At 44.1% G+C, this 14,280-nt stretch carries 12 protein-coding genes; 2 read left to right on the plus strand and 10 right to left on the minus strand.

Annotated elements, in window-relative coordinates:
• Position 1: 1 nt before the first annotated feature.
• The 10 genes from mshL to ACVBIU_RS05935 all read right to left on the minus strand — a co-directional run bounded on the left by mshL (position 2) and on the right by ACVBIU_RS05935 (position 9,965).
• Entirely contained in the window at positions 2-1,675 is a 1,674-nt protein-coding gene (mshL, locus tag ACVBIU_RS05890; protein WP_447163290.1) for a pilus (MSHA type) biogenesis protein MshL, read from the minus strand.
• 5 nt (positions 1,676-1,680) lie between these two features.
• Complete coding sequence (locus ACVBIU_RS05895) at positions 1,681-2,016, minus strand: MSHA biogenesis protein MshK (protein ID WP_447159778.1); 336 nt, start codon at positions 2,014-2,016, stop codon at positions 1,681-1,683.
• Positions 1,997-2,653 carry an MSHA biogenesis protein MshJ gene (locus tag ACVBIU_RS05900; RefSeq protein ID WP_447159779.1) on the minus strand — a complete coding sequence of 219 codons (657 nt, stop codon included), beginning with the start codon at positions 2,651-2,653 and terminating at the stop codon, positions 1,997-1,999. The genes ACVBIU_RS05895 and ACVBIU_RS05900 overlap by 20 nt, the downstream gene beginning before the upstream one ends.
• A complete protein-coding gene (locus ACVBIU_RS05905) occupies positions 2,650-3,258 on the minus strand; it encodes a PilN domain-containing protein (protein WP_447159780.1) in 609 nt (202 codons plus the stop codon). Before ACVBIU_RS05905 ends, ACVBIU_RS05900 begins: the two co-directional genes overlap by 4 nt.
• Complete coding sequence (locus ACVBIU_RS05910; protein ID WP_447163291.1) at positions 3,255-4,136, minus strand: MSHA biogenesis protein MshI; 882 nt, start codon at positions 4,134-4,136, stop codon at positions 3,255-3,257. Before ACVBIU_RS05910 ends, ACVBIU_RS05905 begins: the two co-directional genes overlap by 4 nt.
• Before the next feature lie 217 nt (positions 4,137-4,353).
• Positions 4,354-6,273 (minus strand): RNase E specificity factor CsrD, encoded by a 1,920-nt coding sequence (gene csrD / locus ACVBIU_RS05915; RefSeq protein WP_447163292.1) that lies wholly within the window; start codon positions 6,271-6,273, stop codon positions 4,354-4,356.
• A gap of 170 nt (positions 6,274-6,443) precedes the next feature.
• Positions 6,444-7,694, minus strand: coding sequence for a malic enzyme-like NAD(P)-binding protein (locus ACVBIU_RS05920; RefSeq protein WP_447159783.1), 1,251 nt, complete (start codon positions 7,692-7,694; stop codon positions 6,444-6,446).
• Positions 7,695-7,859: 165 nt separating this feature from the next.
• A complete protein-coding gene (locus tag ACVBIU_RS05925; RefSeq protein ID WP_447163293.1) occupies positions 7,860-8,633 on the minus strand; it encodes a thermonuclease family protein in 774 nt (257 codons plus the stop codon).
• A gap of 201 nt (positions 8,634-8,834) precedes the next feature.
• Positions 8,835-9,047: a 50S ribosomal protein L31 gene (gene rpmE, locus ACVBIU_RS05930; protein ID WP_220762057.1), complete on the minus strand. Its 213-nt coding sequence runs from the start codon at positions 9,045-9,047 to the stop codon at positions 8,835-8,837.
• Between the two features lie 201 nt (positions 9,048-9,248).
• Positions 9,249-9,965 (minus strand): FimV/HubP family polar landmark protein, encoded by a 717-nt coding sequence (locus ACVBIU_RS05935; protein WP_447163294.1) that lies wholly within the window; start codon positions 9,963-9,965, stop codon positions 9,249-9,251.
• Between the two features lie 244 nt (positions 9,966-10,209).
• On the opposite strand from ACVBIU_RS05935, the gene priA reads away from it, so the two are divergent.
• Both priA and argS read left to right on the plus strand, forming a co-directional pair.
• Positions 10,210-12,405, plus strand: a complete 2,196-nt coding sequence (priA, locus tag ACVBIU_RS05940; protein ID WP_447159786.1) for a primosomal protein N' — start codon at positions 10,210-10,212, stop codon at positions 12,403-12,405.
• 124 nt (positions 12,406-12,529) lie between these two features.
• Positions 12,530-14,275, plus strand: coding sequence for an arginine--tRNA ligase (gene argS / locus ACVBIU_RS05945; protein WP_447159787.1), 1,746 nt, complete (start codon positions 12,530-12,532; stop codon positions 14,273-14,275).
• The last annotated feature ends 5 nt before the right edge of the window (positions 14,276-14,280 follow it).

Below are 14,280 nucleotides of genomic sequence, written 5' to 3' on the forward strand. Positions count from 1 at the left end.
CTTATTGCTCCTCAGGATACCAACGATCAAGCAGCTCTTGAGAACGCTTCAATTCGTTTTCCCATGTGTTAGCACCGACAACAATGGGTTTAAGCAAAATAACTAACTCGGTCTTAACGGTGGAGTTTGCACGGTTAGTAAAGGCTTCACCTAGATATGGAATGTCACCAAGTAATGGAACTTTAGAGACAATCTCTTTGTTCTCACTCTTCATCAAACCACCAATCACCACCACATCACCACTAGCAGCCTTAATCACAGTGTCTGATTCGCGGATCTCACTCTGTGCAAGAGGCAGCTCTAATGTGCTACCGGAGATCTTAATAATTTTGGTTTGCTCTTTAATGTCTATCACTGAAGGATGGATATGCAGCAATACATTACCTTGCTCATCAATTTGCGGCGTAACGTCAAGCGCGATACCAGAGAAGAATGGTGTTAATTCAACATCTGGAGTAGTGATTGGGGTATTACTTGCAACAGTTGTTGAAGATACGTTAGTTACAAAGTACTCATCAGTACCGACCTTAATAACCGCTTTTTGGTTATTCGACGCGGTCACTCGTGGGCTTGATAATACATCCACGTCACCTTGGGTATCGAGCAAGCTAATCATGGTGCTAAAGTCAGAGCCATCTAGCTTAATAGATGTCACTCCGCCTAGTACGCTAGAAATTTGATCGCTAAGACCAGTAGTCGGGCTCGTGCCAAAGGTAATATCTGTACTACCAGCATGGCCTAGCACACTCTCCCAATGGATCCCCTGTTGATAGCCATCAGATAGCGTCACCTCAAGCACTTTGGCTTCCAAGATGACTTGACGTTGCAAATGGCTTTCTGCGGTTTTGATAAAGTTACGTACCTGACGGATCTCATTTGGATACGCTCTGATAGTCACTAATCCCGCCTGTGGTGTCACCACCACTTGACGTCCACCACCAGAGTTACCAATAATCGATACTAAGGTCTCTTTTAACTCACCCCAAAAATCTGATTTAGTCTCAGAGCGGATAAAGGTGCCATTGGTTTGATCGCTTGAACCGCTATTTGAACCTGAGTCACTGCTTGACGAGTTATTGAAATTACTATTACTGCTGCCGTTACTATTACTGTTGCCATTAGAATTTGAATCATTATCTGAAATACGACCCGAACTCACCGACGTTAACGATAAGCCTTGGCGTTCCATATACAGATAATTTAATGAAAAGGTTTCGGTTCGCATGCCAGCAGGGAAAATACGCAATATGCGCCCTTCTCGGCTCACTTCATAGCCATAGATATCTTCAACGACTTGTAGCGCTTCTTGCAACGTCACGCTTTTTAAAGACAATGAAATTTTGCCTGTCACATCAGGGTGTACAGCAACGCTTAACGGCGTACCTTGAGCAAGACTTGGAAAAAAGACTTTAGCATCGACATTGTTAGCTGAAACATCAAAACGTCGCTCAGTCGGCCTTGCTGGTGCAAAACCTTGCAACAAGTTATCTGATGACAGCTCACGCTGAACATCATCAGGCATCACTGCAGGCGGAGGCGTAGTATTTGCCGCTTTATCATCGACTATAGCCTCAGCCAATGCCTCTTTAGACGCTACCGGATTAGGTCTGTCAACTGTTTGGCAAGCCACTAGCAATAATGACAGCAAAGGGGTGATATAGATTATTGAGCGCATTTTAATTATTGTCCCTTAAGATCTGTTACAGCTGGAAACAAAGTCAACTTACGACCGTCAGCTAATGACACCGTGTCTTTACCAATTTTCACGATTTTGACACCTTTTACACTTCCACCTAATGTGAAAATTTGATTATTTATCACAGCGTAAGCAGAGCTACCTTTCAGCACGATACTATTGAGCACTAAGTTGGTGTTTGATGAGGCTTTCACCGAGGTTGTTTTACCCGATAAATGACCTGGTTTTGTAGGATCACGCAGCGCTGCAGCATTAAGGTTAAAACCTAAAGTACTGCACAGAAACCCAATCAATAGCGCACTAATCTTTTTTGGCAACACTGATAAAGTCCTTATTAATACTCAAGGTATAAAGTTCTAATGAAACAGAGGCCTTTGGATAGGTATCGACTTGATAGTCCATACTGCGCCAGTACAGTTTGTTAGGCATATTTTCAACCGCTTCCACAAACCGCATTACCGCAAAGTAGTCACCAACAAATTCAAGATGTATACCGTGGCTGTATAAGTTAACTTTTTTATCGTCCCCCACCTCTAATAAAGGAGTTGGCGCAATTGAAGTAAAAGATTTCAGCTCAATGCCTTTTATTTTAGACAGCAAGCCTGCCAATAAGGTTGGCATATGATCCGCAGGCACCATATCGACCATCTGATAAGAAAGCTGCTTATCAATTGACTTATTTTGTTGGTTAATATTGTTTAAACGCTGACGATATTCTTCATCTGGATCTTTGCGAAGACTCTCTTCATAGAGCTCTATTTGCTGCTCAGAAATTCTGTTTTCGCTTGCAATCGCTCGGATCTGCTCATTGAGTTGACTGTGCTGTTTCAACGTCGACTCGAGTGGGATATAAAACAATAAACCCGTAATAATCAGCCCCGCAGCAGCGATTAATACTCGCTCTCGCTGACTTAAGGCGTCAAATTTTTCTGTTAATTTAACCCACTGCTGCTTCATTTAATCAACTCCTTACCTGTAGGAGTGGCATCACTTGTTAGCTTAAAGGCAAGCGGCTGATTTTCACCTAGATTCATGGTCATTGTCGCAAAGGCATGACCTTTGAGTGTCGTGGTGGTTTTTAAGCGTTCAATCCATAAGGGAACGCTTTCAGGGCTAGAGGTAAAACCTTCGAAAATATAGCTTTTTTCATTAACCTGAATGCGGTTCAGCCAAATACTCGAGTCTGCAACGCGAGCAAGATCGGTCATTAATGGTGAGTAGCCATAGCTAGTTAATACTTCTTGCTGGCTGAGCTTACCAAACAGTTTCTGTTTCAATTCCAGCTGCTGCGCTTTTAAATTCACCTCTGCAACCAAGGCTTCACTTGGTCCTCGCTTTGCTAAAGCAGCCTCGAGGTCTTTTTTATCTGAATCAAGCCGTTGCTTATCTTGCATCAACTGCGCTTTGTCAGACTCAAGGCTAGAATTTAACGCAAATACAGCCGCGCTGGATAATAAGAGTACCACGACAACCGCTAGCATCGCTCGGCTTAACCGTGAAAAGGATAAACGCAATTCAGGCGGAAATAGGGTTTCAGAATAGAGGTTTACTCTTAGTTTCATAACTGCTGACCTCGCATCGTTTCAGCTAAAGCCAACTCAGCAAACGTTGCGTCAACAGAAGCGCCTTTATGAGGAGTCACACTTTGGTTAAAGTTACTACTGATCAAGCTTGCAAGGTGTTCACACTGCCCATCCATGACTAACTCTATCGAGGATACAGGCGCCTCACGTAGCTGACTCTCAAAATAATCCATCGAGCGCTGGATCTCTAAACTTAAATTGTCAGCAACGCCATAAGCTAAATCTTCAGCCGAAATCTTATCGATTTGTAAAAAGCCCCTTACCCGTCGTTGCATAAAGACTTCGCCTGCCCTGACAACCGTCAATAATAACTCTTGCCCTTCACGGTGACTTAATACTAACCGAGCTTGGTTATCATCAAATAAATTACTCATCGCCATCTCTTCAATCGAGACACCACTGATGAGCAAGCCTGCATTTTTGGCGGCTAATAACAACGAGCTGAGTAGGGATTTCTCTGTAACAACCACATTAACTTTATTGGTGGTTTGTTTTGATGATTCAAAGTAATCCAAGTGAATATCTGTGACAGGTTGGGCAGCAAGATCTTTTACAGACCAAAGCAGTGCTGCATTGAGCTCTTCTACTGGTACATTTGGCTTATCCACCAAAAATAGTTGATAAAAGTCTGCAGCCAGTACAATTTGAATTTTCGCAACACCAAACTCACTCACCAATTGAGAGAAAGCTTGCTGCCAGTCGTGATGACTAAAAGAGAAAGTCATTGCTTTTGCATCTGTCTGAGCTGTCGATGCTTGAAACACGGATATTTTATCGGCGCAAACATAAACACCTAACGCTAATGTAGGTGCAGGTTTACGCCAAAACTGGATTTTATCTAACAGGCTTTCTTCCATTAATCCATGCCTTAAAAAAATGACCCTAAATCGAATCTAAATAAGTGAGTAAAACGATGTTGAGTAAATAAATGTGTATATTAAATACTGTGAGTTCTTATCTCGATAGCGCAAGACTCTTATTATGCCATTAGTGTAGCGAGTTATCCCTGATTATTATAGATAAAACCCTAAATTAAGAATATCTAGTAACAATCACCTCAAAATACGAAACAAACTATACCTCTTCGATCGGCTCACTGAAAAAGCTCCCCTGTCCAGCACTCACGCCTAAAATTTGTAATGTTTGCCACTCTTCAAACACTTCAACCCCCTCTGCGCACACCTGTACATCGGTGCGAAATAAACCTGCAATTAAGCTTCTAACAAATAGCTGATTTTCTGCTCGTAGATGTATTTGATTAACGATAGAGCGATGAAGCTTAATTAACGATATAGGGTAATGGTGAATATACTCAGTACTCACAACTTGTTGACCCACACGATCGACACAGATGCTCGCCCCCATTTTATTGATCATATCTAAAGGTGCTATAAGCTGCTTCTGATGCTTAACTAAAATCGCTTCATTCACCTCAAAAATAAGCCTTGGAGCTAAATGTCGGTACTCAAGCAGTGTCGTCTTCAACCAGCGTACGAAGGCGCGGCTGGTTAAGGTATCCAAGCTCAAATTAATACTAAATTTTAAGCTGTTATCCTTGTGTTTAGGCAATATATCAAACATCACCATCTCGATGACCTGACGTTCAATTTGTGGTGTCAGACCGCACTTTATTGCCATAGGTAAAAATAGCGTTGCCCTGACTAAGTTACCCTGCGTATCTCGTAGGCGGCAGGTTACTTCTTGATGATGAGCCAGCGAGTCACTGTCTACGACAGGCTGCGAAAAAAGAAATACTCTTTTGCTCACCAATACATTCTCAAGAAAACTTCGCCAACGTACAGAGCCTTTTGACAAGTCACCGTCAACCGAGCCCTTGTCGTACATAAACCAACTACTCCCGCCCTGGAATTGAGCGGAGCGCAGCGCGAGTTCAGCCTCTTCCATTAACGCATCCTTATCATCACCGACTTTAAAGTAAGCGCCACCTAAATGTATAAAGTCGTCTGGAAGTGGGATAAATGTATTGAGTTGATTAAGGCTCAAACGCAGTAACTTAGCGGCGAGCTGATCGGCCTCAGCTTGAGATATTTGTGGCACGACGACAGCAAATTGATTGTATGAACGTCTTGAGAAAATGCTATTCGCTTTATCCGCTAAGATTTGGTTTACGGTATTAATTAACTGTAACAGCAGCTCGTCGACCTCGTGATCAGCTAACTCTTTACCGAGTAAGTCTAAATCCTCCATCTCAAACAGATACAAAACACCTGGCGTCATCATACCTGAGTGATTACTTAACGCATCCAAGCGGTTTTTCAAAAACAAACTATTACCTATGCCTGTTTCTGCATCTAAAAATGTATTAGAACGAATAAACTGATCAAATCGAGCACGCTCTTTATGAGCATCATCAAGCTCTAACAGCAGGTGCGTTAACGCTCGATTGATTAACCTCGGCTTACCATGCCCCTTTTCGGCCAACGCTTTATCATACTGCCCCGACAGAATAAGACTTGAGCGTTGCGCTAAATGCTCAATCCCTTCAAGGTGCAGTGAGAACCAGCGAAACCCAAAACGTACAAATAGGAATACAGCAAGGCAGCCGATGACAATAATCAGTAATTCATACCAGCCAATATCAGCGCGACTAAATGGTTGAGGTAAAGTAAGCTTCATCGACAACTTGCCACCAGCGAGTTGACTGTGATAGTTCACCCCGCCTCGTTGAGGAGTCGGTGAATGATACTCAAAAATAACGTCTTTGCCTGTCGATAATGTAAAGGCCTGCGCACGATACGCATTAAGTAAAGGCGGTAACCACGCATTAATCTGCCCACTATTTTGCTGCGCTACCTGGTGTTCAACCTGTTGTTCAAGTAAGTTTTCTAGTTCGGTAACCTTTTGCTGCTGAAAGGTATAGGTCAGTTGAATAAAGCTAACCATAGCGGTCAAAAAACAGATGAACGCGACACCTGCCAGTGACATAAGCCAAAAGCTAGTCAGTTTTTTTGTAAGAATTCGAGTCAGTTTCATCTGTCCGCTTCCTGCTGGATCTTATTGTTGCATCTAAACCTGCATCCTCAAGGCGATGGAGAATGACGTAAGCCAACCTTACCTTGCTAGCCTTCAGTTATACAGTAATCGAAAAACTCTCGGCAACAAAAAAGGAGCCATTAGGCTCCTTTTCTCGACAAATAGAGTGCTTATGACTCCATATAGCCTGCAGGTAATTCTTTAATCACTGCAACACCAGATTCAATTGCTGCAATCGCAACCGCTTTGGCCACATTAGGCAAAAGGCGCGCATCAACTGGTTTAGGGATCACGTATTCTGGACCAAACTCTAGTGAGTCAATATTTGGATAGGCTGCAAGTACTGAAGCCGGTACCGGCTCTTTTGCCAAAGCAGCGATTGCGTGTACAGCGGCAATCTTCATCTCATCATTGATTCTTGAAGCACGCACATCTAGCGCACCACGGAAAATGAATGGGAAGCAAAGTACGTTGTTAACTTGGTTAGGGTAGTCGCTACGGCCCGTCCCCATGATTAAGTCTTTACGAACATCATGAGCAATTTCGGGTTTGATTTCTGGATCTGGATTAGAACAAGCAAAAATCACTGGCTTATCTGCCATTAAGGCAACATCTTCAGCAGCTAAAACATCTGGACCAGAAAGACCTAAAAATACATCAGCACCTTTAATCACATCTTGCAGCGTGCGCTTATCAGTGTTGTTAGCAAATAGCGCCTTATACTCATTAATGTCGTCACGACGAGTATGGATAACGCCTTTTCTGTCTAGCATGTATACGTTTTCACGCTGAGCACCACAGTTAACAATCATGGTCATACAAGCGATCGCAGCTGCGCCAGCGCCCATACAGACAAACACTGCGTCTTCGATAGACTTGCCTTGAATCTCAAGTGCATTAAGCATACCTGCAGCAGTTACAATTGCAGTACCGTGCTGATCATCATGAAATACAGGTACATTACAGCGCTCAATCAATGCCTTTTCAATTTCAAAACATTCTGGCGCCTTGATATCTTCAAGGTTAATACCGCCAAATGTGTCGGCAATCGCTTCAACTGTGTTAATGAACTCTTCAGATGTTCTGTGCTTTACTTCGATATCTGTAGCATCAATATTAGCAAAGTGTTTGAAAAGCAAAGCCTTGCCTTCCATTACAGGCTTAGATGCCAACGGGCCTAAGTTACCTAAACCTAAAATTGCCGTACCGTTAGAGATAACAGCAACTGTGTTGCCTTTACCTGTATAACGGTAAGCATTGTCTGGATTAGCCGCAATTTCACGTACAGGCTCTGCCACACCCGGGCTATAAGCCAGAGCGAGATCCATACTGGTTTCTGCGGGTTTAGTTAGGCAAACAGCTGTTTTGCCTGGAACGGGGAATTCATGATAATCGAGGGCTTGTTGACGAAGATCTGCCATTTTTCTAATCCTGAGTGCGACTAATAATATCCTGAGCGAGAGGTCGGCAACTAAAGTTTCAAATTGAGCAAAAAACAGTTAGTTGATAGCCGCTAAGATACTTGAATCTCAGGTCATTTCAAACAAGTTCTTCTCATTTTTTAACTTTATCGCTATATATTATTCCTAAGGGGCATTTTCCATGGTTATCTGAGATGGATGTGTCGCATTTAGGCGATATTTGCCGTAAGAAAAGTACAACTTACCTCTTACTATTACGCGGCTTTCAAGCAAATTCAACGTCAAAATGTTGCTAAACTTACCAATATCTTGCTGAGTCATCATCAAAACCAAGTTATTGTCGATATTAAGCTCGAAATTTTGACCTTTTCTTTCATAACCCGTAACAACTCCTCTGACCTCTCTCCATTTATTACTGTCATTACGCGTTAGGTTGTAGGTGGTTAAAGGTTGATAGGCTTTATGACTCCATAAGCCCACTTTATTTGTACGTGCGCTTCGTTCTATTTTACTTAAACACTGCCAAAAATAGTCGTTTTGGTAGACTCGTGCCTTAGCAAAACCATTAGCTAGCATCATCTCTTGCAGATGCTCTAATTGCTCAGTGTAGACATAAGCCAGTGTTCGACCAAACGGATCTAAGCGCTTCTTATCGAAAGCAAGCAACAGCGACTGACCGGGTTTAACGACTTCAGAAAGGAATTTTTTTGCCGGTGTAGCGTAAGGCTGTGAAAGCTCTGGAAATTGAAAGTCAATTTCAGGGGAGTCGATACCGATGAGTCGCACTAAGCGGCCGTCGGTTAAAGTAATAGTATCGCCATCATTGACGTAATCTAACGTAACCGTTTCATTAAACTGCGTCGGTATGCATAGGCTCGCTTGCACAACGAAAACCGGTAAAGATAACAGCAGGACTGCCAGTATTCTAATTAGACTCATGCCACGGCCCTCCTTTTATCAATCCTTACTGTGTCTATAGTGACGACAACACATCAAGATGTAAAAGTACCACGAGCCCATAACCGATAGCTATTCAAACCATACTAATCAGTATAAAGATGTGATTTTTCAGCGAGTAAATATGCTTAGATAGCAAAAAGGCGCCAGAAGGCGCCTTTTTTAAATTCATTGCAGAAGTAATTACTTCTTGCCAAGTGCACCAAAGCGCTTGTTGAACTTGTCGATACGTCCGCCAGTATCCATAACTTTCTGGGTACCAGTGTAGAATGGGTGACATGCACCACATACGTCTAGGTGTAAATCTTTACCTACAGTAGAGTTAATCTTGATAACGTTACCACAAGTACAAGTTGCAGTGATTTCTGCATAATCAGGATGAATGCCTGGTTTCATTGGAATTACCTCAGTAAAAGGCCATGTCGCTCTTCCAACCCGAAGTCGGACACCACATGCAGTTAAAATAAAATTATTTAGGCGCCGAATACTACAGGATCTTATTTGTAGATTCAAGCGCCATTATGTGTGAATAATAAATAATCGCAAAAAGGCCTCAAAAGCCTATTCTATTGCACCCTAGCAAGCAGCCTTAAGCCATTATTCCATCGCATTAAATTGCCTCATAGCCACCTTAGCATCCGCATACTTTTCGAGCGTGACCATCGATGGACACTCTAGGGTCGCTTGCGACTTAAGGCCATTTATACTCTGGTTATTAAAAGCCTTAGGGTTACGCTCAAAAATGGCTAACATCGCCCCATAAGGGCTTATTCCCCAACGTTTAGCTTGTCGATTAGCGATACGCCATAAGGTTTCTTTACCATCAAACTCTATTTGGCAGTCATCTAAACGGCTGACTATCACATCAGCACCACTCACTTTTATGCCACTTGAGGCGACTTCGGTTTGCTTGACCTCTTTAACAGCGCTCGCCTGATAAGTGCTATCGCGCTTATCCCTGCCAGCTTCATTCACCTTGTCATTAAATAAACTCAAGACTTTGACTTGGTACCAGCGATTAACCCGGTACTCCTTTACAATCAATACCGCGTTTTTATCAACCACATCTTCCACCCCTGTCGCCTCGACCATAAAACGGGTCAGAGGCTTAGAGAGCAGTCGCTCTTCACCATTGGCTTGCCGAATTGAGAACTGTACTTTTTTCAGGTTGCTATGAGAGGTAACAATATTGAGCTTTAAGCTAGGGTGCTCACCGAGCTTAAACTGCCTCTCATTAATACTGACATGTGACACTTCTGCCTGAGCCGTTGCCAATGCTGTCATTGCCATCAGCGCGAATATAAATCTCTTCATCAAATGTACCTTAATCCAGTAAAACTTTTCTTGGCTATTTTTATTAATCATTATTCCAACCAATTGAATAAGCCTGCTTAATCAAGCTTAAGCTAATACCAATTAGTAACAGTAAAATCATCCCAATGCACCCTCTCAAAAGGCCAGCGAGTATGTTTGATCCGCAATAAAATCAATTGCCGCTAGCTCTGATGAAACTCGCTCGGTACACTTAAGGCTAACTTCCCTTCTAAATAGTAATACTATGCCTTTGTTTGTTGAGGTCGCCCTGCCCGTTCCAATGCGACAAAACTTTAGCTACCAAGTGCCTGAACATATCACCATTACGCCTCAAAAAGGCATGCGTGTTCAAGTTCCGTTTGGTCGCCAACAACTCATCGGCCTTATTACGGCAACCAGTGATAGCTGCTCACTTCCACCTAAGCAGATAAAACCGATTGTGGCCATTCTTGATACTGAGCCATTACTGCCAGATTCACTTTATAAATTAACTGCTTGGGCCGCAAGATATTACTTCTGCAGCCTAGGGCAAATGTTATCGCAGGCGATTCCTGTTGCGCTACGTAAAGGCGCAGAGGTCAAAGAATCTAGCGTCACATACTGGACGCTAACCGATGCAGGCAAAGAGGCTGATATCAATCAGCTCAATCGAGCCCCTGCACAGCGAAAGCTACTCCACAGCTTGCGTGAACGCGACATAGAACTCAGTGACATTACCAGCTTAGAGCTAAGCAAAGCCGCAATCAAAGCACTAGATGATAAAGGCTGGATTGAAAAGAAAAGCCGCATACTTGCGACAGACTTAAGCTGGCGCACCGAACTTGAAATGACAGAAGAGCCGCACAAGCTTAACCCAGAGCAAGCCATTGCTGTCGCCACCTTGACCCAGCAGTCAGGCTATCATTGCACCTTACTTGAAGGCGTTACCGGATCAGGTAAGACGGAAGTCTACTTAGCCATGCTTGAAACCGTATTAAAACAAGGCAAACAGGCACTGGTTTTAGTGCCCGAAATTGGTCTAACCCCACAAACCATCAATCGCTTTAGACGCCGATTTAACGTTAAAGTGGCCGTCATTCACTCAGGTCTTACCGACAATCAAAGGCTGGATGCGTGGCGACAAGCAAGATCTGGTGAGGCTGCGATTATTATCGGTACCCGCTCCGCGCTCTTTACCCCGATGCTTTATCCAGGCGTGATCATCTTAGATGAAGAGCACGACTCTAGCTTTAAGCAGCAAGAAGGTGTGGGGTATCACGCCCGCGACTTAGCCGTTATGCGCGGCCATCTTGAACAAGTCCCAGTGCTTTTAGGGACGGCCACGCCATCACTTGAAACACTACAAAATGCGCTCAGCGGCCGCTATCAACATCTGCATTTAGCAAAACGCGCCGGCGCTGCCGAAAAAGTGCGCCAGGGCATTATCGATATTCGCAATCAGCCGCTACGCTCAGGGATGTCTCACGCGCTATTGAATGAGATGCGCATTCATCTCGACGCTGGCAACCAGGTTATCTTATTTTTGAACCGTCGTGGCTTTGCTCCTGCACTTATCTGCCATGAGTGTGGCCATCTACATGAGTGTGACCGCTGCGATGCCTTCTTTACCGTGCATCAAGCCTTAGGCGAAATTCGTTGTCACCACTGTAGCAACCAATACGCCATTCCTAAACAGTGTCATAGCTGTGGCAGTACCATGCTTGCAGGCCAAGGCGTGGGCACAGAACAGCTTGCGTCATTTTTAGAAAAAGAGTTCCCCAATCATCCGGTGGTACGAATAGATAGAGATACCACTCGTAATAAGGGCTCACTCGAAGGGCACCTTAATGCGATCCACAAGGGTGAGTACAAAATCTTAGTTGGCACCCAAATGCTGGCGAAAGGCCATCACTTTCCTGATGTCACCTTAGTGGGCTTATTGGATGTAGATGGTGCGCTATTTAGCGCCGACTTTAGAGCGCCTGAGCGATTTGGCCAGCTCTATACTCAGGTATCCGGCCGCGCAGGGCGAGCCACTAAGCCCGGCACGGTATTGCTACAGACCCATCAGAGCGATAACGCCATGCTGCGAGAGTTGATGCACAAAGGTTATGGTGAGTTTGCTCGCAATCAGTTATTTGAGCGTACTCAAGCACTACTGCCACCCGCTTGGCATATGATCTTAATTCGTGCTGAAGCTCATCAGGCTATTGATGCTGACAACCTGTTAAGCCAAATTGGTGCCCTACTACCGCAAGATGAAGAGTGTGAAGTGATTGGCCCCATGCCTGCGCCGCTTGACAGAAAAGCGGGTAAGTATCGCCGCCAGCTTTTATTCCAGACAAAAAACCGTAACAGACTCCAGTTAGAATTCGAGCGTGCATTGCCACAAATCGAACAGCTGCCACTGGCTAAAAAATGTCGTTGGAGCATAGATAGAGACCCACAAGATCTGCTTTAAATCGACTTTATCGGCTTCAAAGCAGAAAAAGTTCGCTAGAGGATAGTAATTCACCACCACTAGCGGCTAAAATAGTCGGTTACCCCTAATTATTTTTCTTTATGTAAGTGTCGATTAAACGCCAATGAAATCACATACTCAATCTTTACTCGCTGAATCTTTAAATGCTCTTAAACAACAAGGGATTGTTCCTGCTGACTTTGAAGCTCGTATTCAAGTTGACCGAACGAAAGATAAAAGCCACGGTGATTTTGCAACTAACTTGGCAATGATGCTAACTAAAGCTGCGGGCAAAAACCCACGTGAAATCGCTCAGCTATTAATTGATAACTTGCCGACATCAAGCCATGTCGAAAAAGTTGAAATTGCAGGTCCTGGATTTATCAACTTCTTTATCGATGATAACGCCCTTGCTAACCAGCTAATGGCAGCACTCAACAGCGATCACTTTGGTCTTGAGTTACCAACACCACAAACGGTTGTTGTCGATTACTCTTCACCTAACCTTGCTAAAGAGATGCACGTAGGTCACCTGCGCTCAACCATTATTGGTGACAGTGTAGTGCGCGCCCTAGAATTTATGGGTCACAAGGTTATACGTCAAAACCACGTTGGTGACTGGGGCACTCAGTTCGGTATGTTACTTGCCTATATGGAAGAGCTGCGTGCAGCCAACGGCGAGCAAGCCAAGATGGAGTTGTCTGATCTAGAGACATTCTACCGCGCTGCTAAAGTGCGTTTTGATGAATCAGAAGAGTTTGCCATTCGCGCTCGTAAGTTAGTGGTTGCACTTCAATCAGGCGACGAGTACTGCAACAAGCTATGGCGCGAATTTAACGATATTTCGCTAAGCCATTGTCATGAACTATACGAGCGTTTAGGTGTGAGCCTAACCCGTGCAGACGTTCGTGGCGAAAGCGCTTATAACAATGACTTAGCACAAGTCGTTGCCGACTTAGACGCTCAGGGTTTACTGTCAGAAAGTAACGGTGCAAAAGTCGTATTCCAGGACGAATTTAAAAACAAAGAAGGCGAGCCTCTACCGGTTATTATTCAAAAAGCCGATGGCGGTTACCTCTATGCCACCAGCGATTTAGCAGCTATGCGCTACCGCTCTAACGTCCTTAAGGCTGACAGAGCGCTTTACTTTGTGGATTTACGCCAAGCGCTTCACTTCCAACAAGTATTTAAGCTAGCTAAAACAGCTAAGTTTGTTCGTGAAGACATGAGCTTTGAGCACATGGGCTTTGGTACCATGAACGGCGAAGATGGTCGTCCATTCAAAACCCGTTCTGGCGGCGTTGTTAAGTTAATCGATCTGTTAAATGAAGCCGATACGCGCGCATTAGAATTGGTTCGTAGCAAGAACCCTGATATGGATGAAGCTGAACTAGTTGAAATTGCTCGCGTTGTGGGTATCGCATCAGTTAAGTATGCCGATCTTTCAAAGAACCGCGCGAGTGACTATATCTTCAGCTTCGAGCAGATGCTGAGCTTTGAAGGCAACACCGCGCCTTACCTACTCTACGCATACACACGTGTAGCGGGTATTTTCAAGCGCGCTCAAGACGTTGACTTAAGCGATGCAACAATTACTCTAGAGCACGAAAAAGAGAAAGACTTAGGGACTAAGCTGGCTCAATTTGGTGAAGTAATGGCGCGTATGGTCAACAAAGGGCAGCCCCATGCACTTTGTGGCTACCTATTTGAGCTGGCTGGTGCCTTTTCAAGTTTCTACGAAGCATGTCCTGTATTGGCCGCCGAAACAGAAGAGTCGAAGAAAAGCCGCCTACTATTGTCTCAGCTAACCGCTAAGACATTGAAGCAGGGTCTGAATCTTCTTGGCCTAGAAACCTTAGAACGGATGTAACCTCC

The organism is Shewanella sp. 30m-14, assembly GCF_052977125.1.